The organism is Streptomyces sp. NBC_00203 (assembly GCF_045206325.1).
GTDB classification, from domain to species: Bacteria; Actinomycetota; Actinomycetes; order Streptomycetales; family Streptomycetaceae; genus Streptomyces; species Streptomyces lutosisoli.
Genome location: NZ_CP108126.1, coordinates 6,240,708 through 6,263,948, shown reverse-complemented (window position 1 = coordinate 6,263,948; position 23,241 = coordinate 6,240,708). Strand labels below are relative to the sequence as shown.

Below are 23,241 nucleotides of genomic sequence, written 5' to 3'. Positions count from 1 at the left end.
ACTTCCGATTCGCCCTATCCGAGGTCGAATGTGTTGGGCAGGCCCAGTTTGTAGCGGAGTTCGTCCACGCGCTTGAGCGGCTCCATCTCCGGCGGCCGGTACAGCTCCCGGATCTCACAGCGCTCGGCGCCCGAATGGTCCGCGTCCAGCAGCGCGTTGACCGCCCGGCGCGCGGACTCGTTGGCGCCTTCCATGGTCGCCAGGTCCACGTCGGTGCGCACGTAGTCGCCGGCGAGGAAGAAGTTCGGCACCGCGGTCCGGGCGGAGGGGCGGTTGTAGAGGGTTCCCGTCGGATGGATGAGGAGCGGCTCGCGGTTCTGCGGGTCCGGGCCGCCGAGTCCCGTCACCGCCGGGTCCATGAACCAGCCGAGCCGGTCGGCGTCCGTGAGCGTGGTCTTCCCGGAGTCGTTGAGGCCGTCCTTGAGCTGCGCCCAGGTCTCGGCGACGATCTCCTCCTTGGTGCACTCACGGGCCGTCTTGCCGTACAGGATCCCGGGCTTGTCCCACTCCGAGACGATCGCGGAGAGGCAGTCGTGGGCGGCGCCGTCTCCGTAGTCGGCCGAAAAGTCGCGTACGTCCCAGAATTGAGCCTGTCCGATGCCCGTCACCGACCAGGGTGAGTCGAGGCAGTTGATGTGCCCGTGCACCACCGGCGTCGGCGTGCGCAGATAGAACTGGATGCCCACCATCCAGTCCGTCTTCAGGGCGTCGCACTTGGCGAGCTGCGGGTCGGCGGCGCGCAGGGCCGGGCCCCAGGTGCCGCGGGCGTGCTCGACGGGGAGCGCGGAGACGTAGTGGTCGGCGGTGACCGTACGTTCCTGGCTGCCGTCGGGGGCCGATACTCGTACGCCGGTGACACGCCCGCCCGCGTACAGGACCTCGCGCACCTGCGTACGCGTCACGAACTCGACGCCCAGGGAGCGCAGATATGTCTCCCAGGGGGCGATCCACGCCTCACTCGTCGGGGCGTTGAGCACGCGGTCGATGTCGGCGTCGCCGTCCATGCCGCGGCCGAGGAGGCCCCATAGCAGCAGGGCCTCGATGATGACGCGGCCGACGGTCCGGGTGGAGGCCACCTCGGCGCGGGTGGCGACGAGGTTGCGGGTCTGGCCGATGCCGAGGAGCGTCCGGTACTCCTCGCTCATGTCCTCGGCGCGGATGAAGTCCCACCAGGAGGTCTTCTCCCACTGGTCCTCGCGGCGGGCGTCGCAGCTGGTGAGGTGGACGAGGAGACGGTCGGCGAAGTACGCGGCCTCGTGGGCGGGCAGCCGGGTGCCCAGGTCGAGGACGGACAGGAGCTGGTCGCGGATCCACGACGGGGTGAGGTCGCCGGGCGCGGGCGGGGTCGTCACCCGCCGCAGGGGGAAGTGCAGGTCGGGGCGGCCGCCCGCGCGGGCGAACAGGGCCTCGGTGCCGCCGCGGAGGTTGTCGTGGACGCCGTTCGCGTTGCCGGGGAAGGGAATCCGGCGCATCGTGTCCGGGAGGTTTCGGTAGAAACCGGGGAAGAAGCGGAAGCCGTGTTCGCCGGGGAGGGGTTTGCGTCCGCCGCCCGCCGTCCCCGGCGCGTCCATCGAGCGGGCCTTGCCGCCGAGGACGTCGTAGTACTCGTAGACGGTCACCGCGTAGCCCCGCTCGGCGAGTTCATGGGTGGCACTGAGACCGGAGACGCCGCCGCCCAGCACGGCGACGCGCTTGCCGGAGGCGGCGCTCGCGCTGCCGGGCCATAACGCGACGGCACCGACCGCTCCACCGGCCCCCGACAAGAAGCGTCTGCGGGTGTGGCCGGTCTGCTCCTGAGGCTGTTGCGCGTGTTCTGTTGTCATGAATACGGGAGGGTAGGGAGCGGCGCCGGAGGCCGGAAGGCCGCGACCCGGCCACCCACAGCATCCTCACACCCGAAGGAGACAGCGATGCCCCGTGTGTTCGTTCAGGGAAGGCCCGTCGACACGTATCCGCGACTCTCGCCGGAGGCCCGGCACGGATCGGTGCGGCGGATCACCGAGGTGGGCGAGGAGGTCCTGCACCGGCCGTGCCGGGACGTGACCGAGTTCGGTCCCGATCTCGCCGCGCTCATCGCCGACATGTTCCTGACCATGCATGTCGCCGACGGCGCGGGGCTCGCCGCGAACCAGGTCGGTGTCGATCTGAGGCTCTTCGTGTACGACTGCCCGGACGACGACGGCGTCCGGCACGTCGGGCACATCGCCAACCCGGTCCTGGACCCACTCGACCCGGCCGGCCGGCGCCTCCTCGACGAGGGCGAGGGATGCCTTTCCGTACCGGGCGCCGTCATGGACGTACTCCGGCCGGACCGCGCCGTCGTACGCGGCTTCGACCAGGACGGGAACGCCCTGGTGATCGAGGGGACGGGGTACTTCGCCCGCTGCCTCCAGCACGAGACCGACCACGTCAACGGCCAGACCTACCTGGACCGGCTCTCCCAGCGCGAACGGCGGGACGCTCTGCGGCAGATGGCGGACCGGCGCGAGCGGGTGTTCGCCCGCCGCGCCGACAAGGAGGCGGAGCTCAGCCGGTAGCCCGCGCGGGGCTCACGCCTTCGGGGCCACCTTCGAAAGGCCGTTGATGATGCGGTCCATCGCGTCGCCGCCCGTCGGGTCCGTCAGGTTCGCGAGCATCTTCAGCGTGAACTTCATCAACAGGGGGTGCGACAGGCCGCGCTGGGTGGCGATCTTCATGACCTTCGGGTTGCCGATGAGCTTCACGAAGGCGCGGCCGAGGGTGTAGTAGCCGCCGTAGGTGTCCTTGAGGACCTGCGGGTAGCGCTGCAACGCCAGCTCCCGCTGGCCCGGGGTGGCGCGCGCGTGGGCCTGGACGATGACGTCGGCGGCGATCTGGCCGGACTCCATGGCGTAGGCGATGCCCTCGCCGTTGAAGGGGTTCACCAGGCCGCCGGCGTCGCCGACCAGCAACAGGCCCTTGGTGTAGTGCGGTTGGCGGTTGAAGGCCATCGGGAGGGCGGCGCCGCGGATCGGGCCGGTCATGTTCTCGGGGGTGTAGCCCCAGTCCTCCGGCATCGAGGCGCACCACGCCTTCAGGACCTCGCGCCAGTCCAGTTCCTTGAAGGAGTCGGAGGTGTTGAGGACACCGAGGCCGACGTTCGAGGTGCCGTCGCCCATGCCGAAGATCCAGCCGTAGCCGGGGAGCAGGCGGTCCTCGCCCGGCCCCCGCTTGTCCCACAGCTCCAGCCACGACTCCAGGTAGTCGTCCTCGTGGCGCGGGGAGGTGAAGTACGTACGGACCGCGACGCCCATCGGGCGGTCCTCGCGGCGGTGCAGGCCCATCGCCAGGGAGAGGCGGGTGGAGTTGCCGTCGGCGGCGACGACCAGCGGGGCATGGAAGGTGACCTCGCGCTTCTCCTTGGAGTCCGCGTCACCGATCTTGGCGTGCACGCCGGTGATCCGGCCCGTGCGGTCGTCGATGATCGGAGCGCCCACGTTGCAGCGCTCGTACAGCCGCGCGCCCGCCTTCTGCGCCTGCCGCGCCAGCTGCTCGTCGAAGTCGTCCCGCTTGCGTACGAGGCCGTAGTCGGGGAAGGAGGCGAGATCCGGCCAGTCCAGCTGGAGTCGGACGCCGCCGCCGATGATGCGCAGGCCCTTGTTCCGGAGCCAGCCGGCCTCCTCCGAGATGTCGATGCCCATCGACACGAGCTGCTTGGTGGCGCGCGGGGTCAGGCCGTCACCGCACACCTTCTCGCGCGGGAAAGCGGTCTTCTCCAGGAGCAGGACGTCCAGTCCGGCCTTGGCCAGGTAGTACGCGGTGGTGGAACCGGCTGGTCCGGCCCCGACGACGATGACATCGGCGGTGTTCTCGGAGAGGGGCTGGGGCTCGGTCACGGCGGGTTCTCCCCAAGATTCGGAATCAACGTGCCGACGGGCACTGGACATGGGCAGTCTATGCAGCGGTACTGATCACCTGGCTGAAGGGCTGCCCCGTGAACCGAGCTCTCCCCGACGTACAGCTCCGAGTCCCCACCGACGAGGACGCCTTCGCCTGGCACCGTATCTTCGCCGACCCGGAGGTCATGGAGTTCCACGGGGGCAGGGCGGCCGAGTTGTCCGTGTACGAGGAGCTCACCGCACGGCAGCGGCGGCACGACGCCGAGTACGGGTTCTGTCTGTGGACGATGGTCGACTCGGAGGGTGACGTGCTCGGCTTCACCGGCGCGCAGCCGTGGCCGCACGCCTGGGGGCCGGCGGGGCAGATCGAGATCGGCTGGCGGCTGGGGCGGGCGCACTGGGGCAAGGGGTATGTCACGGCGGCCGCCCGCACCACCCTGGAGCGGGTTCGCGCGGCGGGCGTCGGCCACGTCGTCGCCATGGTCAACGCCCGCAACGAACGCTCCATCGCGGTGACGCGGCGGCTCGGCATGGAGCTCGCCGAGCGGTTCACCCTGCCGGCCTCGGGGCAGGAGGGGCACCGCTACCGGCTGGCCCTCTGACGGAGCCGGGCACGTCTCCTTACGGCTTCCGGAAGGGCACGGGCGAGGCTTACCCTTCCGGTACCGCTGGGGGTGACGTCAGTGCGCATAACACCCAAGACACCCGAAGTGCGCGTACCGCGGCTCGTGGGCCTGATGGCCGTGGACGCGCGCGAGACGGCCGAGGCGCGAGGGGTGCTGCTCGCCGCGCCCGACCGGCCCGACTTCCATCTCACGGTCGTCGATTACGTCGTACGGCAATATCCCCCGCCCGGCGCCGAGATCCCGCGCGGTGCCGTGGTCACCGTATGGTTCGACCTCGGTGACGCGGAGGGCGGCACGGGGGTGCGCGAGCCGCGGCTGCCACGTCCGCCGTCGGGCGGGATGCGTCGCGAGCTCGACGAGCCGGGCGACCCGTTCGAGGTCCTCAGGTGACCCGGCCGGTCGTCAGGTGACCCGGCCAAGCGGGAAAGGCGTGCTCAGGCCTGCTTGAAGCCCCGGTGCAGCGCCACGACGCCGCCCGTCAGGTTCCGCCAGGCCACCTTCGACCAGCCCGCCTTGCGCAGCCGCTCGGCCAGTTCGGGCTGGTTCGGCCAGGCGCGGATGGACTCGGCGAGGTAGACGTACGCGTCGGGGTTGGAGGAGACCGCACGGGCGACCGGCGGCAACGCGCGCATCAGGTACTCGGTGTACACCGTGCGGAACGGCGCCCACGTGGGGTGCGAGAACTCGCAGATCACGACACGGCCGCCGGGCTTGGTCACCCGGTACAGCTCGCTCAGCGCGGCGTCGGTGTCCTGCACGTTGCGCAGCCCGAAGGAGATCGTGACCGCGTCGAAGGTGTCGTCCTTGAAGGGCAGCTTCGTCGCGTCGCCCGCCGTGAGCGGCAGCCAGGGGTGGTTTCTCTTGCCGACCCGGAGCATGCCGAGGGAGAAGTCGCAGGGCACGACGTACGCGCCGGTGCGGGCGAAGGGGAGGGACGAGGTCGCCGTACCGGCCGCCAGGTCCAGGATCTTCTGCGCGGGCCGGGCGTCGACGGCCTTCGCGACCTCCCGGCGCCACACCCGGTCCTGCCCGAGCGACAGCAGGTCGTTCGTCAGGTCGTACCGTTCCGCCACGTCGTCGAACATCGAGGCGACTTCGTGCGGCTGCTTGTCCAGGGATGCGCGGGTCACGGTCCCATTGTGGCAGTACGAGCCGGGCGACTCTCCAGCGCCCGGCCCGTACGCCGGTCTTATGCGACCCCCTCGGCGCCCCCTCGGCGCCCCTATCCGGGGGCCCTCGGAGGCCACTCCCGGGGAACCCCCCGGGGGCCACTCCCAGGGAACCTCGCGGGGCCGCCCTCAGGGCAGCAGCTTCGGCTTCTTCTTCGCGGCCACGTCCTCGACCCAGCCGAACAGCGGGATCGCGACCCAGATCAGCACCCAGCCGATGCCGAACATGAACCACTGGCTCTCCAGCGGCAGCCACTTCTCGAAGGCGGGCACCTTCCAGAACTGGTCGATCAGCGGGACCGCGAGGATGAGGGCGATCTCGTGCCAGAGGTAGATCGTCACGGCGCGCCCGTTGAAGATCGTCACGATCCGGTCGAGCCGTTTGAAGCGGGCGAGCCATGCGAAGTCGACGTTGTAGTACGCCTTGAAGTACATCAGCAGCGTGACGAAGCCGGCCGACCAGAAGGCCTGGGCGATCGGGATCTCGTCCAGGTCGTAGGTGCCGAAGTCCCCTTGGTGGCCGAAGGCGAACCAGCCGCCGTACACGATCGCGGCCAGCGACGCCGCCACCACCAGGGCGGGCTTCAGCCGCTGGAGCACGCCCTCGCGGTGCGCGAAGCCGACGAGCCAGCAGAACAGATAGGTGGCCAGGTCGGTGATGGCGCTGCCGAAGCGGTCCCACGGCGGCGTCCAGCCGTACTGGAAGACCACGATCGGTACGAGGGAGAGGAGCAGGACCGGGATGGGGGCCTTGCGGAAGATCCACAGGAGCAGCGGGGAGAGCAGCACGAACCAGAGGTACGTACGCAGGTACCAGAGGATCTCCCAGGCCTGGATGCCCCACTGGTTGCCCGGCGGGTCGCCGACCGGGACGACCCAGAAGACGATCTGCCAGCCCGGCATCCAGTCGTGGATCATCATCGCGACCACGACGAAGAAGCCCCAGAACCAGAAGGGCGGCAGCAGCCGCCGCATCCGGCTCTTGACCACCTTGAACGCGGGGCGCTCCAGGGACTTGGCCATCAGGGTGCCGGCGAGCGCGAACATCACGCCCATGGAGGGGAAGACCATGCCGGCCCAGGCCCACCCGAACGTGTGGTACGTGACGACGCGGACCAGGGCGACGGCGCGCAGGGCGTCGAAGTAGCGGTCACGGCCGCCGGCCTTCGCCTTCGGCTTCGGCTCCTCCGGTTCCGTGGGCGGCGGCTCCTCCGCCGCGGCGGGAGCGGGGGTCTGAGCGGGGGGCTCGGACGGAACGGGGTCCAGCTGAGCGGTGGTGGAGGCCGCTTCCGGCTCCTCGGGCGCGTACGACCACGGCTGCTCGTACTGCGTGGGTTGTACGGGCTGCGCGTACGGCTGCCGCTGCACGGGCTGGGTGTACGGCTGGGGCTGGGGCTGGGGCTGGGCATAGCCCTGGCCGTAACCCTGGTCGTACTGGGGGTATCCCTGCCCGTACTGCTGGGGCGGGGCCTGCTGCCCCCCGTACCCGCCGTAGCCGTAACCCTGCTGGCCCTGCGGCCCTTGCTGCCCTCGCTGTCCTTGCTGTCCTTGCTGTCCCTGTTGTCCCTGTTGTTCCGAGCCCCAGCTCATCTAGCTCACTCCTGCCGGAGTCCCGACCTCACCCGTGCGCTTGAGCTTCTGCCAGCGCAGACGTCCGCCGGTCAGGGCCGTGACGCAGGAGTGGATCAGAACGAGGTACATCATCTGGCGGTACGCGAGTTGCTGCAGCGGCAGCATCGCGAGGTAGCGGTACTTCTCCCGGTCGAGTCGGAACGCGTAGGCCGCGCAGACCAGTTGGACGGCGAGGACGGCCAGCCAGGCGAGCAGCGCGGCCTGGAAGTCCACGAAGATCATCGAGTAGACGGTGAACACGTCGATGAGCGGCGCGAAGACCGGCGTGACGATCTGGAAGAGCACGACCAGGGGCATGCCCACGCGACCGAAGCGGCCCGAAGGCCCCTTGTCCGTCAGGGACTTGCGGTGCTTCCACAGCGCCTGCATGGTGCCGTACGACCAGCGGTAGCGCTGCGACCACAGCTGCTTCAGCGAGCCGGGCGCCTCCGTCCAGGCCTTGGCGTGCTCCTGGTAGACGACCCGCCAGCCCGCGCGGTGCATGGCGATGGTGATGTCGGTGTCCTCGGCGAGCGTGTCCTCGCTCATGCCGCCGACCTCAAGGACGGCGTCCCGGCGGAACGCGCCGATGGCGCCCGGGATGGTGGGCATGCAGCGCAGCAGGTCGTACATACGGCGGTCGAGGTTGAAGCCCATCACGTACTCGATGTGCTGCCAGGCGCCGATCATCGTGTTGCGGTTGCCGACCTTGGCGTTGCCCGCGACCGCGCCGATCTCCGGGTCCGCGAAGGGCTGCACGAGCTGGTGCACGGCGTCCGGCTCGAAGACCGTGTCACCGTCCATCATCACGACGATGTCGTAACTCGCGTTGCGGACACCGTTGTTGAGGGCGGCCGGCTTGCCCGCGTTCTCCTGCCGGATGACGCGGACGTTCGGCATGCCGAGCGACTCGGCGATCTCGGACGTGTTGTCCTCGGAACCGTCGTCCACGACGATGATCTCGATCGGATGGGTGCTCTTCGCCAGCGACTTGAGGGTGTTGGCGATGCACTCCTTCTCGTTGTACGCGGGCACGATCACGGTCACCGGCCGGGTGACCGTCGGGCCCCAGCTGAACTTCCCGCCCCTGCCGCGCTTCCTGTTGCGCTGTCTGTAGTGGCGGCGGGCGAGGATCAGCATCATCCCGAACCGGCCCATCACGGCGACGCCGACGACGACCAGGAACCAGGACAGCGCCGGTACGACCCATTCGGCGACCGCGACCGCCCAGATGAGGGCCTTGCCCTCATAGAGCGTGGTGCCGGTGGCCGTGCGGTGGGCGGCCTGCGCGGTATTGATCTTGACGGCCGTGCCCGAACCCGAGGCCGTACCCGAACCCGAGGTCCCGCCCGTGGCACCGGGCGGCTGCTGGCCGGCCTGCTGACCGGCGGCCCCGGCGGCCTGCCCCGCGCCACTGCTCGCCCGCGCGGCCTGGTTCAGCTTGGCCTGGGCGCCGCTGACCGTGGTGAAGGTGTAGCCCTTCGCCTTCATCTTCTTGATGTACGTGTCGAGCGCCTTGACCGTCTGCGAACGGTCACCGCCCGCGTCGTGCATGAGGACGATGGCGCCCTTGTTCTTCTTCGGCGTGGCCCACTGGACGATCTTCGAGACGCCCGGCTTCTTCCAGTCGTCGCTGTCGGTGTTGACGAAGACGCTGGTGTAGCCCAGGCCGCCGATCTCCTGGTAGACCGGCCAGCTGTAGTTGTCGACGGCGTTGATCTCCGACGAGTACGGGGCACGGAACAGCGTGGTGGTGACGCCCGCCGCGCCCGCGAGGGCCAGCTGGGTCTGTAGCAGCTCGCGCTTGAGGCGCGCCGTGCTCTGGTACGAGAGGTCGACGTGCGTGAAGGTGTGGATGCCGACCTCGTTGCCCTGGTCCACCAGGTTCTTCACCACGCTCGGATAGCGCGAGACCATCGAGCCCACCATGAAGAAGGTGGCCTCGATGTCGTTCTCCTCAAGGACCTTGAGGACCTGCGGAGTCCACTCCCCGGTCGGCCCGTCGTCGAAGGTGAGCACGATGGTCTTCTTGGGCACGGACTGGGTCTTCGCCGTGCCGTTGTTGAAGGTCAGGATGGGGCCGCCGTCAAGGATCTTCTCGGGGACCTTGTCGTAGGCCGCGCCGTCGCGTACCCGCGAGTCGTTGCCGATCTCGGAGCGCAGGTAGCCGTCGAGCAGCATCACGCTGGTGAGTCCGAGCAGGAGCAGCAGGGCGAGGATGACACGCGGCTTCTGCAGCGCCGCGGCCTTGCCGGCCGCCCGCTCCATCTTGGAGGGGGCGCGCCGACGGCCGCGCGAGGGCGTCGTCGTAGTCATGAGAGTGGGTGCGTCCCGGTCACTTGGCGCCTGTGGAGGCGGACACGGAGGGAGCGGAGGAGGGCGGGGTGCCGGTGGGAACACCGGTGGGAACGCCGCTGGGGGCGATGCCGCCCTGCGGCTGCAAGTTGCCGCCCGGAGCGGAACCGGACTGGCCGCCGCTGAAGGGGAACAGCGAGGACGGCGTCAGCGAGGTGCCCCAGCCCATGAAGGCCATGCCGAGCACGGCCGCGTAGCCGAGACATACGACGCCGAGGAGGATGCCGACTCTGCGCAGCAGGCGGGCTCTGCGCCCAGAGTTGTCCACGAACACGGGACCTTCCAGGGCCCCGCTGCCGCGTTTGCGGCGGCGTCCGCGCACTTCGGCGCGGTTTTCGATGACTGACTCGGATTGCATTCCCCGGATATTAGGAGGCCTTTATGTGGCCAATTCCAAGGTTCTCATGTGAGAGAACCATGAGACTGGCCTCAACCTGTTCATTCCCTGAGAGAATCCATGAACATCTGCGCAGCTCAGGCCCGATACATACAGACCTTATGCCCCATTTTCACGACCGATTCATCCGATTTGCACCCATTTCCCTATGCACTTTCCATGCACCTTCCGCGTTTCTGGATCTCCACCGCATGTGCCACCTTTGAACTCCGGAATCGCACTTTGTTTCCGTCCTGAGACAGAAATCACGAGAGCGGGTGCATGTGCAATGAGGAGTTTCCTGAAGCCGGCCGCCGGGCTCGTCTGCCTGGTGGCTCTGGCCTGTGCGGGGTGCTCCTCGGGCGGTGACGACACGTCGGACGCCGCGCCCACGCAGACCCCGCAAACGAGTGCGGCACCCTCCGAGAGCGAGTCGTCGTCCTCGTCCTCCACCTCGTACGCCCCGTACGTGAGCGCCACCACCGCGTCCGACATGGACTCGGCCGGGTCACCGACGACGTACAACCTGGCCTTCGTGATCTCGGACGGCAGCGACTGTGCGGCGAAGTGGAACGGGACGTACGCCATAGGCAACGCGGCCGTGAAGTCCCGGATCTCGGCGCTCAAGGAGTCCGGCGCGAGCGTGCGCGTCTCCTTCGGCGGGGCGTCCGGGAAGGAGCTGGCGTCCACCTGCGACAGCGTGACCGAGCTGGCCGCGGCCTACGGGGCGGCGCTGGACGCCGCCGGGTCGACGCAGGCGGACTTCGACATCGAGGGCGACCAGCTGACCGACTCCGCCTCGGTCAAGATGCGCTCGGCGGCGATCGCGGTGCTCCAGAAGGAGCGCCCCGACCTGAAGGTCTCCTTCACGCTGCCGGTCATGCCGTCCGGCCTCGACTCCGACAGCCTGGCGCTGCTGGAGTCCGCCAACGACTCCTCCGTGAAGGTCTCCACCGTCAACATCATGACGATGAACTACGGCACCTCGTACAGCGGTGACATGGGCGACTACGCCATCACGTCCGCCAAGGCGGCCCACGATCAGCTGGAGGACGTCTTCGGGCTGTCCAGCGCGGGGGCGTGGCAGGGGCTCGCGCTCACGTCGATGATCGGGGACAACGACGTCTCGGGCGAGACGTTCAGCCTCTCGGACGCGGCGCAGGTGCGGGCGTTCGCTGAGGAGAAGGAGGTGGCGTGGGTGTCCATGTGGTCGACGTTCCGGGATCAGCAGTGCGAGGACGATGACTCTGCGTCTGATGATGCGGCTACTGATTGCAGCGGGGTTGAGCAGGACTCGGGGGCTTTTGCTGAGGCGTTCGCTGGGTGAGTTTGTCGGGTGCGGGTCGTCTGTGGCTGGTCGCGCAGTTCCCCGCGCCCCTAAAGGGGCGCTCCCGAAACCCTTGGCTGGAATAGTTCAGCGGCGTCTGTGGACCAAGCGGCCCGCGCACACCGTTGCGATGCACGCGCCGGTCTCGTCGAACACGGCGAGGTCGGCTCGGCCGGTCTGGATGATCGCGGGCCGCCGCTCCGCGCTAGGGAGGACTACAACGTCATTCCGTTCGGCGGCGGCCCGCAGTTCGGGCGAGTCGGCGTGCTCTGCCAAGACGGCCGCCGCGCCCAGCTTCAACACCGCGTGAATGCGTTCACGCGGTGTCGGGGCGTCCGGGAGTGGTCCCTCGTGGATGCGGGCGGGGCCGAGGACGCCGGGCCAGCGGCGTACGCGGGCCCCCGGGAACCGCTCCTGGAGCTCGCTCAGCGGCCCCGTGGCGGCGACCCTCGCGCCCTCCACCACGACGGCACCGCCCTTGACGGGCTCGGAGTCGTCCCACCCGAACCGCAGCTCGTCGGCGGCGTGAATCGTCAGCATTCTGAGGTCAGTTGGACGCGAGCAGCTTCAGCTCGGGATGTGCCGTGCCGCCCTCGATCGCGGTCGAGGAGATGTGGGACATGACCCGCTCGTCGACCGGGTCGTTCGCCGGGTCGTCGTGGACGACGATGTGCTCGTACGTCGTGGTCCGCTGGGCCGGGACACGGCCCGCCTTGCGGATCAGGTCGATGATCTCCATGCGGTTGGAGCGGTGCTTGGCGCCCGCCGAGGAGACGACGTTCTCCTCCAGCATGATCGAGCCGAGGTCGTCCGCGCCGTAGTGCAGGGAGAGCTGGCCGACCTCCTTGCCGGTGGTCAGCCAGGAGCCCTGGATGTGGGCGATGTTGTCCATGAAGAGGCGCGCGATGGCGATCATGCGCAGGTACTCGAAGAGCGTCGCCTGCGTGCGGCCCTTCAGGTGGTTGTTCTCGGGCTGGTACGTGTACGGGATGAAGGCGCGGAAGCCGCCCGTCCGGTCCTGTACGTCACGGATCATCCGCAGGTGCTCGATGCGCTCGGCGTTGGTCTCGCCGGTGCCCATGAGCATGGTGGACGTCGACTCGACACCCAGCCCGTGCGCGGTCTCCATGATCTCCAGCCAGCGCTCGCCGGACTCCTTGAGGGGCGCGATCGCCTTGCGGGGGCGCGCGGGGAGGAGTTCCGCGCCGGCGCCGGCGAAGGAGTCCAGACCGGCCGCGTGGATGCGCTGGATGGCCTCCTCGACGCTCACCTTGGAGATACGGGCCATGTGCTCGACCTCGGACGCGCCGAGGGAGTGGATGACCAGCTGCGGGTACGCGGCCTTGATCGCGGCGAAGTGCTTCTCGTAGTACTCGACGCCGTAGTCCGGGTGGTGCCCGCCCTGGAACATGATCTGCGTACCGCCGAGCTCGACGGTCTCCGCGCAGCGGCGCAGGATGTCGTCGAGGTCGCGCGTCCAGCCCTTGTCGGTGTCCTTCGGGGCCGCGTAGAAGGCGCAGAACTTGCACGCCGTGACGCACACGTTCGTGTAGTTGATGTTGCGCTCGATGATGTACGTCGCGATGTGCTCCGTACCGGCGTACCTGCGACGGCGCACGGCGTCGGCGGCGGCGCCCAGCGCGTGCAGCGGGGCGTCGCGGTAGAGGTCGAGCGCCTCTTCCGGGGTGATCCGCCCACCCTCGGCGGCACGGTCGAGGACGGACTGAAGGTCGGCCTTCTCGGTCACCGGGGCGTCCCTTTCGTAAGGGTTGTGGACGGACCGAACCAGCCTACGCCAGCCCCTTCGATCGCCCGACGTCAGGCCGCGTACGCCCCGATCAGAAGCCCCGCGTATGCCCCCGCGATCAGGAACGGGCCGAAGGGGATCGATGTCTTCCGCCCGGCGCGCCGCACCACGACGAGCCCCATCCCGTACAACCCGCCGAACAGGAACCCGGCGAAGGTCCCCAGGAACACCACGCTCCAGCCGTACCAGCCGAGCACGGCGCCGAGGCCCAGCGCGAGCTTCACGTCCCCGAACCCCATGCCGTTCGGGTTGATGAGGAAGAGAAGGAAGTACGCGCCCCCGAGCGCGAGCGCCCCGAACAGCGCCGTCAGCCAGTCCCCCGCATGCTCGGGCACCGCCGCGACCGCCCCGAGCAGCGCGAGCGCGGCACCCGCGAGCGGCAGCGTGAGCACATCGGGCAGCCGCTGCACGGTGAAGTCCACGACGGCGAGCAGCACACCGAGGGGCGCGAGCAGCAGCCAGACCGCGAGCTCGGGCCGGGTACCGGTGGCGAGCGCGAGCCCGGCGCAGACGAGGGCGGTGGCGAGGGAGAGGAGGGGGGTGCCTGGGCCGTACCGGGTGCCGTCCGCGCACCGGGCGAGCCCGATCCAGCCGCGTGCGACCCCGGTGATCAGGTGCCCCTCGGGGCAGCGGTCGCGCCACGGCTGGTCCGGCTCGACGGAGAAGCGGTACGCGGCCCGGGGCACCAGCAGCCCGGCGGCGGCGCCCCAGAGGGCGGCGACGAGGGTCAGCCAGAGGTCGAGATCCACGTGTTCTCCTACCGCTTACCACTGTGGGCAATCGTTCCGCAGGGCGATGGGGGTCCCCCCGCTCGAGCGAAGCCGAGAGTGGGGGAGGGTGGGCACAGCCATCAGCGCCGGGTACCTGAACACCGAGGTCCAGCCCCAACGCCCCGTCACCCAGCCGCAGCTACCCCACTCCGCCAGGTCGGCAGCAACTCGTCAAGGAGGGCCTCGGTCCGCGGCGGCAGCCCCCGAGCCCCACTACGAGACACCAGGTCGGCAGCCAGAGCCTTCAACCGGTCACTGTCACCCGTCGCATGCGTGGCCCGCAGCAACTCGTTCCACAACCGCTCATCTCCCGGCGCCGAGTTCAGCGAAGCGTTCAACGCCTCGATGGCCTGCCCCGCGCGGTCCTTCTCCAGGTGGAACGCGGAGAGCGCGAGCCCGATGTCCGCGACGAGCAGCGGGAGTTGGGCGTCGATGATCTCGTGGGTGAGCCAGCCGTAGCGCCCCTGGACGCGGTCGGCGAGCAGCGGCCCGCGTACGAGGACGAGCGCGTCGGTGAGCAGACGCCCGCGTACGGCACGGCTGTTGACGCCCTTGCCCTGCGTCGCCTCGTGGTAGAGGGAGCGCAGTACGTCCAGGTCGGACACGACCGACTTGGCGAGCGTCAGGCGCCCGGTCGCGTCGGTACCGAGGCGGGGCGTGCCGTCGGGGTCGTGGCCGAGCCAGCCGCGCAGCCGCTCGACGAGCGCGTCGCGTACGTCCTCGGTGACACCGCGCGGCCAGAGGGCCGAGGACAGCACCCGGGGGTGCACACCCTCGCGGTGCAGGAGCAGCAGTGCCAGCGCCTCGTGCATCAGAGGACTGCGTTCGCCGTCGGGCGTCTCCAGGCCGATGATCTCGTACGGGCCCACGAGCCGCGCGTACACCGCAGGGCGCCCCTGCTCGCTGATGTCGACGAGGAACGGCGGCGCCGACGCGTTCGCGTCCTCCCGCTCGGGGTCCGCCTCGACGAACAACTCGACGACCGCCCGCTGCTGTTCCACCGGCAGCAGCTGCGCGTCGAGTTCGAGCCCGAGGAGCGGCGCGAGCAGCTTGCCCTGGCTGGTGATCTCCATCTCCCAGGCGGCACCCGGCAGATCGCCGCTCTCGGTGCCGACGAGATAGCCGATGCCCAGCCGGCTCGCGTCGGCGGCGAGTTCGGCGAGCTTGACGGCGTCGTCGGCGGACGGTTCGGCGGCGAGCAGCACGAGGTGCGGGGCCCAACGGGTGTGCTGGGCGGGCCCGGTGCGGCCGGTGAGCACGGAGTCGTGCCCGGCGGCCCCCAGCGCACCGCGGCGCTGCCGCGTCTCCGCCTCCATGGTCTCCACCAGCGCCTCGATGTCGTCGAGGTGGCGCAGCCGGCTGGGCGCGAGCGGGGTCAGATCCTGCCCGAAGCCGACGAGCGTGATCGTCATGCGGTCGGACCACCCGTTGGTGGCCAACTCGGCGGCGACGGAGGCGAAGACGCCCGCGCGGTCGCTCGCGCTGCCGCTGAGGGAGACGATGCCGGGAACGGACTCGAGGTTGAGGAGCAGCCGGGAGTCGTCCATGGTCCCGAGGCTCACCAGGCCCGGGTAGGGAGCGGCGGTGTCGACGTCCTCGTACCGCTCCGCGTCCGTCCGCGCCAGCATCCAGAACGTCTGGTCCTGACCGAGCTGCCATGGCGCGGGCGGCTTGCCGGCCGGCTGGGCGAGCTGCAGATGCAGATCGCCGTTGCCGCTGAGCCAGGCCGCGTAGACGGTCGGCAGCGGGCGCGACTCGGCCGCGAGCGCCGCCGCGAGTCCGCGCAACGACAGGTCGAGCAGTCGTACGCCCTCGGGGTCGGCGCCCACGAGCAGCGCGTCCTGGGCGTCCGCGGCGGACCCGGTCGGGATCGGCGGCTCCATGCCGCGCCGCCCGCCGACGGCACCGAGCGCCGACTGCCACAGCGCCTGACGGCGGCGGCGGCCGAGGGCGCCGAGGAGGCCGGCGGCGAGGAGGGGCGCGCCGACGAGGGCTTCGGGAAGCCCGAAGGAGAACCCGCTCCCCTCCTCCGACCCGGCCTGCGCGCGCTGTTGCTGCTGATTCTGGTTCTGGTTCTGTTGCCGCTGGTGACCGCTTCCCTGGTCACCGCCGGGCCGCTGATGAGGCAGCTGGATGTGCGCGGTGTCCCGGTCGCCCTGACCCTGCTGCTTCTGGCCGCCGCCCTGCGCGTGATCCCCGGTCTGGGAGTAGTCGTGGATCTGCTGCTGGACCTGCTCGGAGACCTTGGGCGCCTCGTCGGGCATCTGGACGAGTTCGCCGCCGTGGGCGTCGCCGGGCATTTCGAGGATCCAGCCGGGCCGGATCAGGCTGGCTTCCGACAGCTTGGAGCCGTCGGGCTGCGTGCGGTCCTTGTTGAGCTGGTAGATCTCCTTGTACCGGCGCCCGTCGCCGAGATGCCGCTCGGCGATCTCCCAGAGGGAGTCGTGGTGGCGTCCCTCGGGCGGCTGGATCCGGTAGTACTTGGTGTCGCCTTCCTTGGCGGCGTGAGCGCCCCCGCTGTCGGCGTGTGCCGCCGCGTTGGCGGCCTGCTCGGCGATCGCGGCGGCCGCGCTGGAGGCGGCCTGCTCCTGCTGCTGCCCGAACAGTCCGCCCGGCGTCTGCTGCGCGACGGCGACGCTCCCCCGCTGGTTGCCCTCCAGGCTCTGCCCGAGCTGCGAGAGCCCCGGGGTGAGGCTGGCCGCGGTGGCCCCGACGAGCAGCAGCGCGGCGACGAGCTGTCGCGCGAGCAACTGGCTGCCCCCCGCGCCCGGTACGCGGTTCGGCAGCCCGACGCCCGACAGCGCGGCCTTCATCTCGACGAGCACGCAGGCGGTGAACTGGGCCCAGGCGAACCACACGATCACGGTCAGCACATGAATGAACGTGCCGACGGTGATTTCCTGCTGCAACCACGCCAGCTCGGGCGTCCCGTGCGGAAACGGCCACCCGACGCTGACGACCAGCGCCCCCGGCACCCCGACAAGCAGCACGACCAGGGCGACGAACGCCCCGAACGCCTTCACGAAGTCCCCGAACGTCCGACGACGCCGGGGCAGGGGCTGCGGCGTCCGGTTCCTCGGACCCGGCGAGCTGCCCGTCGAGCTGGAAGTGGTGCGTCGCGCCATGGCGGGTGTCCTGGGGTCGTGTGGGGAGGGAGTGAGGGCGGGGGTGTACTGAGCCTACCGAGATCTTAGAGAGGGAGTCGAAGGCCAGACAGGGGCCGAGGACCCACCGCACGCCCGATTACTCACCGCCCGCCCGCTACGCCCGAGTTGCGCCACCCTCTTCGTGACCGCCATGTCACAGTTCTCACGGTCCCCACACAATCCAGGGGGACGTCCGGCGGCCAGGCCGGCTGGGGCGACACGCTTACCCTTCGAATGCTTCCGTCTCGTCTGACAAACCGAGCCGGCTGCCCTCAGCCGACCTCGTTCTCCGCCACCGCCTGGCCGTGCACGACCACGTCGCCGCCGTAGAACATGCCTGTGAAGACCGGGGAGTAGGTGAGCTGGACCTCCACCTCGACCTGTTCGGCGTCGGCGGCCACGCAGTGGGTGGCCGCGATGTCCGCGGCGGACATGCCCATCTCCCGGGCGAAGGCCTTCACGCGGGTGCCGCAGTTCTGGTAGTTGATGGGGGCCGGGCCGTTCTGGTTCTCGTAGAGGGAGTCGAGGTCTATGTCCTCGGCGGCGTACCGGGCGGCCTGTTCGGCGATGTCGGCGGCGCGTTCCCGCTTGGAGATCGACATGCCGCCGTCGATGACGAAGGCCGAGAGGGAGAGGAAGACGAGCGCGAAGATGATGACCGCGCCGGCGCCCGAACCGCGGTCGTCCATCCGCCCACGTCGTGCCCCCCAGGCCCTGACTGCGGCCGCCCTGCCGAACGTGCCCGTCTCCGCCGTCACGTCTTCCCTCAACTCCCCCATCACGCCTTCCTCTTGAAGGGATCCAGCGGCGACGTGAACGTAGACGTCAGCCGCGTCGGAACGTCCAGGCCTAGCATCGCCAGGCCCCGCACCTCGCAGCTCACCTCGACCGTGAAGAGATCGGCGTTCGCCCAGCCGGTGCTGGTCTTGGTCACGGTCACCGGACCGGAGCAGACGTCCCCCAGGTCGGCGTCGGCCGCCTTCTGGGCCTCCGACATGGCGACACCCTCTTCCTTCTGGATCGAACCGGCGCGAGCGGCATCGCGTGCGGCGCCGTCCAATGCCCCTCGCCCGTCGACCAGTTGGCCGAAGGAGACCAGCACGAGGATGAAGAGGATCATCACCGGGGCGAGGATCACCACCTCGACCGTGGACAGCCCACGGTCGCGGTTGCGACCTCGACCGCGGGAAACCCGGTCCCGCAGGAGGTCGCACAGGAGAGAGAACGGACCCATCAGTTCCCGTCCTCCTTCACGAACCTCTCCACCGGGCCCGAAGACTGCGCGTGCACCGTCAGGTCGAGCCCCGGGAACACCGTGGGGACCTTCGCCGTGATCTCCACGCCCACCGTGTTCTGCTCGGGCTGGAGCATCGTCACATTCGGGGAGAGCACCAGCTGGGGGCCGAGCTGGCGAATGTAGCTGTCGACCACGTCGCGCGCCTCGCCGCGCCACGCGCCCGGCTGTTCGTCGGCCATGGCGCGGGCCTTGCGGGCGCCCGCCTGGGCCGCCGCCTGGGCCACGTGATCCGCGAAGAAGTACAGCGCGAACTGCACCGTCGCGAAGATCATGAAGAAGAGCACCGGCGTGAGCAGCACGAACTCGATCGCGGTCATGCCGGAGTCACCGCGGGCGGAGGCGGCCTCCACCCGGCGGCGTACCCAGCGACGTACCCCTCGACGTGCGCGCACCCGTATCCCCGTATGAGAAATACTCGAATGAGAAAGAGACGAAGAGGTCAGCAGGTCTTGCCCGCGTCCGCGCCCTTGATGCAGTCACCGACCTTGTTGGCGCCGTCACTCAGCGCGGCGTTGATGATCGCGGCGACCACGCCGACGATCGCGACGACGACGGCGGAGATGATGACCCACTCCACCGCGGACGCACCCCGGTCGAGCTCGCCGGAGCGGGCGCGCTGCACCCGGCCCTGGAGGAAGGTGATCAGGAAGTCCACCCCCGGGATCCCGGTGCTGAAGTTCCGTCCGTTCATGGTGAGTTGTCCTCTCGAAATTCGGGATGAAGCAGTGGTGGGGAGCGTCAGACCTGGAACACGCGCATCGCCGCCGGGAAGATCAGGAAGACCAGGAAGCCCGCGCACAGCAGCAGCTGAGCGACCAGCATCGACTGCGACTTCTCGCCCGCGCTGCCCTCGATCTCGGAGAGTTCGCGGTGCCGCATGGTCTCGGCGCGCGAGGCGAGCGACTCGCGCACCTTCGCGCCGTCGTCCGCGACCAGCGCCAGCGAGGCCGACAGGTCCTTCAGTTCCTCGACGCCCAGCTCCTCGCCGAGCGAACCGAGCGCCTGCCACTGGCTGATGCCGGTGATCCTGGCGTCGTTGAGGGCGTTGCGGATGCGCTGCGTGGCCCAGCCGTCGGAGACCTCGGCGGCGGCCATCAGCGCCTCGGGAAGACCACGGCCGCCGGCCAGGCTCATCGACACCAGGTCCAGATACGCGCCGATCACGCGCCGCAGGTCACGCCGCTTGTCCGCCGCGTCCCGCCGTACCTCTACGTCCGGCAGGAAGAAGAAGACCAGCGCGAAGAGCAGCGCCAGCCAGACCGGGATGATCGGGCTGCTGCCGAAGCCGAGCGTCCAGACGACGGCGAAGAGGAACGGCCCGAAGAACACGCCCGCCGCGGCGAGCAGCACCTTCGTCGCGAGGAACCTCTCCCAGCTCCGGTCCAGGACGGCCAGGTCGGCCCGCAGCGAGCGCTGTTCCCAGCCCTGCTGCAGATAGAACTCGGCGACCCGGGCGCCCACTTGGGCCCGTACGGTGCCGAGCCGTCCGGCTTCCTGCTGGGCATGATGCGCGGACTCGTACGCCGCCCCGCGCGCCCGCATCGCGTCGATGCGCGCGACCTGCGCGACCGCGCTGCGCTTGGACGGCATGAGGGCGCGTACGAGGGCGTAGACGCCCAGGCCCAGGATGGCGCCGATCGTGATCGGCATGGTCAGGTTCATCGGCGTACCGCCTCATCCGCAGAAGCCGGGGTGCCGGACATACGCGGCCGTACGAACTGCACCGACGACTCGTCCCGCACCAGGAACCGCTCCGGCGTCTCGATGGTGGACAGCTTGCGCAGCCACCAGAAGCCGAGGGCGAACAGGCCGCAGACACAGGCGAGTACGAGCTGTCCGACCGCCGTGCCGTACGGCTCGACGAAGTCGCGATTGAAGATCGACAGGCCGAGGACGAAGGCGATGGTCACCGCGACGACGATCTGGACCGAGCGGCGGGTCGAGGCGCGCTGCGCCATGACCCGCTGCCGCATGTCGACCTCCTCGCGCGCCGACTTGGCCAGCGCGCCCAGCACCTGCCGCAGACCGGGCCCGCGCAGCCTCGCGTTGAGGATGAGCGCGGCCACGATGATGTCGGCGGAGGCATCGTTGATCTCGTCGGCCAGGTGCTGCAAAGCCTCGGGCAGTGGCGTACGGGAGCGCAGCCGGTCCACCAGCGCGTCGAGATGCGGCCGCAGTACGGGAGCGGAGGCGCGCGCCGAGGCGGGGATGGCCTGCTCCAGGCCGACCGCGCCCGCGATCGTGTCGCGCAGAGACTCCGTCCAGGAGGCCAGGGCCTCCACGCGCCGCATGGCGGCCCGCTCCTCCGAGGCGCCGCCGAAGAGCTTGTCCCAGAAGAAGACGAGGATGCCGGCCGCGATACCGGCGACGGCCCAGCGGGTGAGCAGCAGGACGACGAGACCGGCGATGGCGGCGATCGAACCGCGCTGACCGGCGAACCGCACCAGCTCACTGGCCCGTTCGCTGGCCTTCTGCTTCTCGTACTCGGGCTTGGCGGGCAGTCCGCGCACGGCGACGGCGAACAACGCGAGGCCGCCGCCGACGGCAATACCGGACGCGAGCGCGTACAGGACGGTCGTGGAGAACAGGCCGCCCATGGAGCCGAGCGAGTCGAGCGCCGCGAGAGACGTCGTGTCGTGAGGCGTGTTCATCGCATGGCTCATGGCCACCTCGTGGGTCATCGCCATCTCACGGCTCATGGCCACCTCATGGGTCAAGGTCATCCCCAACTCCCGCCGCCGGGCAGCCGGTAGCCGTGCTGGATGAGGTCGTCGAGGCAGGCGATCGGCGCGTGCGGGACGATCCGGCCATCCGGGGCCTCGGCGAACACCTCGCTGGACAGCACGCGTCCGTCGACGCCGTTGACCTCGCGCACGGAGGTGACCACGCGCTGGAGACGGCCGCCGCTCTGGTAGTTGTTGCGCCGCTGGACGAACACGACGAAGTTCACCGCGCCCGCGATGAGCATCTGGCTGGCCTCGATGGGCAGCCGCTCGTTCGCCTGGAGCGCGTACGTGGAAATACGGTTGAAGACCTCGCTGGAGCTGTTCGCGTGGATCGTGGACAGCGAGCCGTCGTTGCCCTGCGACATCGCGTTGAGCATGGTCACGATCTCGTCGCCGAGGACCTCACCGACGATGACGCGGGAGGGGTTCATTCGGAGGGATCGCCGCACCAGCTCGGCCATGGTGATGGAGCCCTGGCCCTCGGAGTTGGGCAGGCGCTCCTCGAAGGCCACCACGTTCGGGTGCAGGTCGGCGAAGGTGTCGAGCCCGAGCTCCAGGGCGCGCTCGACGGTGATGAGACGCTCGTGCGGCGGGATCTCGTTGGCGAGGGCGCGCAGGAGTGTCGTCTTACCGGCGTTGGTGGCGCCCGCGATCATGATGTTCTTACGGGCCCGGACGGCGCAGGCGAGGAAGTGCGCGACCTCGGGCGTGATCGTCCCATTGCCGACGAGGTCGGAGACGAAGACCTTGCCCATGCGCGCGCGACGGATGGACAGGGCGGGCCGACGCGTCACGTCCATGACGGCGGACAGACGCGATCCGTCCGGCAGCCGCAGGTCGAGCTGAGGGTTGGCGGAGTCGAAGGGCCGGGAGGAGAGTCCGGAGTAGGCGCCGAGGACCTGAATCAGCTCGATGAGCTCTTCGTCGTTCTCGGCGACGGGATCCCCTTTGACCTCCCGCCCGTCCGCGTACCCGATGAAGACCTGGTCGTACCCGTTGATGTCGATGTTCTCGACTTCCGGGTTGTCGAGCAGCGGCTGGAGGCGCCCGACGCCGAAGAGGGCGGCGTGCACGGCGGCCGCGTACTGCTCCTCGGTCTCGGCGTCGAGGGGGGTGCGGCCGAGGTTGATCTCGGTGCGCGCGTAGTCCTCGAGTATCTGCGCGATCACCGCTCGCGCGTAGTGCCGTTCGTCCTCGTTGGACATCGGCGTGACGTTGCGGACCTGGTCCTCGCGGCGCTGCTCGGCGATACGGTCACCGGCGTCCTGCCGGAACCGCTTGACCAGCTGATGGTCGACGGCGGTCATCGACCGGCCCCGGCGGCGGGCTGACCATGCGGTCCATTGGCCGGTACGGCCCAGGCGGCGCCGTACTGCTGATACAGATCCGCGGTGACCTTACGGGCCGAGCGGATGAGCAGCGACTTGTCGAGCCGCCCGCGCTTGCGGCCGGCCAACTGGTCGGCGCCGGCCGGGTCGTCGGCGAGCGTGCCCACGACCCGCGCACCGGTCTGCGCCGCCACCAGCATGTCGTTGACCTGGTGGACGAGCTTGGCGGAGTCGCTCGGGTCGGCGATGAGGATGACGCCGATGAGGGGCGTGGCGAGGGTGGCCGCACCGCGGGGGCCACCGTGCAGCTTGGCGCTGAGGGCGGCCGCCCTGTCCCGTACCCGCGCGATGGCTTCGGGCTCGGTGCGCGAGATGAGCAGCACGAGGGCAGCCTGCGAGAACATCTCGACGGCCGGGGTGTCCCCGCTGATCCGCCCGCAGTCCGCGATGACGTCGGCGGGCGCGTGCGGCGAATCGGCGAGCTGCGCGAAGGCGCGGCCGAGGGTGGGCCAGAGGCCCGCGAGCCCGGTGGCCTGCTCGGCGACACCGAGCCCGACCAGCACCTCGAGCCCGCCACTCAACGGCTGCACATGGTCCCAGAGTTGGTCGGGTACGAGGCCTCGGCGGGCGGTAGCCGCTATCGACAGCATCCCGGTGTTGGGGTTGAGGGGCCCGCCGTGCGCCGCGGCACTGCGGTAGACGAGGTCGCCGCCGGCCGGGTCGGTCTCGGCGAGCAGGACTCTGCGGGGCCAGACCGCCGACAGTGCTACCGCGGCGGTGGTGACGCCAGGGGAACCCTTGTCTGCGGCGAGGGCGATGAGCGCCATGTCTCTTTACTCACTCGCC

General features: G+C 69.8%; 22 protein-coding genes. 4 read left to right on the top strand and 18 right to left on the bottom strand.

All coding sequences use genetic code 11. The annotated features are described in order from the left end of the window. Positions 1-14 precede the first annotated feature (14 nt). Complete coding sequence (locus tag OG975_RS28065; RefSeq protein ID WP_406332157.1) at positions 15-1,823, bottom strand: FAD-dependent oxidoreductase; 1,809 nt, start codon at positions 1,821-1,823, stop codon at positions 15-17. A gap of 87 nt (positions 1,824-1,910) precedes the next feature. Between OG975_RS28065 and def the strand changes: the two genes are divergently transcribed. Then, complete coding sequence (gene def / locus OG975_RS28060; RefSeq protein ID WP_406332155.1) at positions 1,911-2,537, top strand: peptide deformylase; 627 nt, start codon at positions 1,911-1,913, stop codon at positions 2,535-2,537. Positions 2,538-2,549: 12 nt separating this feature from the next. Here def and OG975_RS28055 read toward each other — a convergent pair whose 3' ends face one another. Beyond that, on the bottom strand, positions 2,550-3,854 hold the full coding sequence (locus OG975_RS28055) for a geranylgeranyl reductase family protein (protein ID WP_406332154.1): 1,305 nt from the start codon (positions 3,852-3,854) through the stop codon (positions 2,550-2,552). Between the two features lie 98 nt (positions 3,855-3,952). Between OG975_RS28055 and OG975_RS28050 the strand changes: the two genes are divergently transcribed. Together OG975_RS28050 and OG975_RS28045 are read left to right on the top strand one after the other, a co-directional pair. After that, positions 3,953-4,459: a GNAT family N-acetyltransferase gene (locus OG975_RS28050; RefSeq protein WP_406332152.1), complete on the top strand. Its 507-nt coding sequence runs from the start codon at positions 3,953-3,955 to the stop codon at positions 4,457-4,459. A gap of 81 nt (positions 4,460-4,540) precedes the next feature. After that, entirely contained in the window at positions 4,541-4,873 is a 333-nt protein-coding gene (locus tag OG975_RS28045; protein WP_369261233.1) for a PASTA domain-containing protein, read from the top strand. A gap of 44 nt (positions 4,874-4,917) precedes the next feature. Here the strand turns inward: OG975_RS28045 and OG975_RS28040 are convergent, their stop codons facing one another. From OG975_RS28040 to OG975_RS28025, 4 genes are all read right to left on the bottom strand, one after another. Beyond that, positions 4,918-5,613, bottom strand: a complete 696-nt coding sequence (locus OG975_RS28040) for a demethylmenaquinone methyltransferase (protein ID WP_330306601.1) — start codon at positions 5,611-5,613, stop codon at positions 4,918-4,920. A gap of 168 nt (positions 5,614-5,781) precedes the next feature. Then, positions 5,782-7,242, bottom strand: a complete 1,461-nt coding sequence (locus OG975_RS28035; RefSeq protein WP_406332151.1) for an acyltransferase — start codon at positions 7,240-7,242, stop codon at positions 5,782-5,784. Continuing rightward, complete coding sequence (locus tag OG975_RS28030) at positions 7,243-9,579, bottom strand: bifunctional polysaccharide deacetylase/glycosyltransferase family 2 protein (RefSeq protein ID WP_406332150.1); 2,337 nt, start codon at positions 9,577-9,579, stop codon at positions 7,243-7,245. A 19-nt stretch (positions 9,580-9,598) separates the two neighbouring features. Continuing rightward, positions 9,599-9,976, bottom strand: a complete 378-nt coding sequence (locus OG975_RS28025) for a hypothetical protein (RefSeq protein WP_406332149.1) — start codon at positions 9,974-9,976, stop codon at positions 9,599-9,601. Positions 9,977-10,283: 307 nt separating this feature from the next. Between OG975_RS28025 and OG975_RS28020 the strand changes: the two genes are divergently transcribed. Next, positions 10,284-11,321, top strand: a complete 1,038-nt coding sequence (locus OG975_RS28020) for a chitinase (protein ID WP_406332148.1) — start codon at positions 10,284-10,286, stop codon at positions 11,319-11,321. Between the two features lie 87 nt (positions 11,322-11,408). On the opposite strand, the gene OG975_RS28015 is transcribed toward OG975_RS28020, so the two are convergent. The 12 genes from OG975_RS28015 to OG975_RS27960 all read right to left on the bottom strand — a co-directional run bounded on the left by OG975_RS28015 (position 11,409) and on the right by OG975_RS27960 (position 23,222). Continuing rightward, on the bottom strand, positions 11,409-11,861 hold the full coding sequence (locus OG975_RS28015; protein ID WP_406332147.1) for an imidazolonepropionase-like domain-containing protein: 453 nt from the start codon (positions 11,859-11,861) through the stop codon (positions 11,409-11,411). A 7-nt stretch (positions 11,862-11,868) separates the two neighbouring features. Then, positions 11,869-13,068, bottom strand: a complete 1,200-nt coding sequence (mqnC, locus tag OG975_RS28010) for a cyclic dehypoxanthinyl futalosine synthase (protein ID WP_327430835.1) — start codon at positions 13,066-13,068, stop codon at positions 11,869-11,871. Positions 13,069-13,139: 71 nt separating this feature from the next. Beyond that, the gene (locus tag OG975_RS28005) at positions 13,140-13,877 is read right to left on the bottom strand and encodes a prepilin peptidase (protein WP_406332146.1); all 738 of its coding nucleotides are present in this window, start codon (positions 13,875-13,877) and stop codon (positions 13,140-13,142) included. A 146-nt stretch (positions 13,878-14,023) separates the two neighbouring features. Beyond that, entirely contained in the window at positions 14,024-17,023 is a 3,000-nt protein-coding gene (locus OG975_RS28000) for a BTAD domain-containing putative transcriptional regulator (protein ID WP_406332145.1), read from the bottom strand. Positions 17,024-17,316: 293 nt separating this feature from the next. Continuing rightward, a complete protein-coding gene (locus tag OG975_RS27995; protein WP_406336501.1) occupies positions 17,317-17,733 on the bottom strand; it encodes a pilus assembly protein TadG-related protein in 417 nt (138 codons plus the stop codon). Positions 17,734-17,822: 89 nt separating this feature from the next. Continuing rightward, positions 17,823-18,278 carry a TadE/TadG family type IV pilus assembly protein gene (locus tag OG975_RS27990; protein WP_406332144.1) on the bottom strand — a complete coding sequence of 152 codons (456 nt, stop codon included), beginning with the start codon at positions 18,276-18,278 and terminating at the stop codon, positions 17,823-17,825. Then, complete coding sequence (locus tag OG975_RS27985; RefSeq protein WP_406336500.1) at positions 18,278-18,658, bottom strand: TadE family protein; 381 nt, start codon at positions 18,656-18,658, stop codon at positions 18,278-18,280. Before OG975_RS27985 ends, OG975_RS27990 begins: the two co-directional genes overlap by 1 nt. Positions 18,659-18,780: 122 nt before the next feature. Then, positions 18,781-19,032: a hypothetical protein gene (locus OG975_RS27980; protein ID WP_028805786.1), complete on the bottom strand. Its 252-nt coding sequence runs from the start codon at positions 19,030-19,032 to the stop codon at positions 18,781-18,783. Positions 19,033-19,079: 47 nt separating this feature from the next. After that, positions 19,080-20,003 (bottom strand): type II secretion system F family protein, encoded by a 924-nt coding sequence (locus OG975_RS27975; protein WP_406332143.1) that lies wholly within the window; start codon positions 20,001-20,003, stop codon positions 19,080-19,082. Then, positions 20,000-20,938, bottom strand: coding sequence for a type II secretion system F family protein (locus tag OG975_RS27970; RefSeq protein WP_406336499.1), 939 nt, complete (start codon positions 20,936-20,938; stop codon positions 20,000-20,002). Before OG975_RS27970 ends, OG975_RS27975 begins: the two co-directional genes overlap by 4 nt. Before the next feature lie 122 nt (positions 20,939-21,060). Continuing rightward, positions 21,061-22,374: a CpaF family protein gene (locus OG975_RS27965; protein ID WP_406332142.1), complete on the bottom strand. Its 1,314-nt coding sequence runs from the start codon at positions 22,372-22,374 to the stop codon at positions 21,061-21,063. After that, complete coding sequence (locus OG975_RS27960) at positions 22,371-23,222, bottom strand: hypothetical protein (protein WP_381246825.1); 852 nt, start codon at positions 23,220-23,222, stop codon at positions 22,371-22,373. The genes OG975_RS27965 and OG975_RS27960 overlap by 4 nt, the downstream gene beginning before the upstream one ends. Positions 23,223-23,241 lie beyond the last annotated feature (19 nt).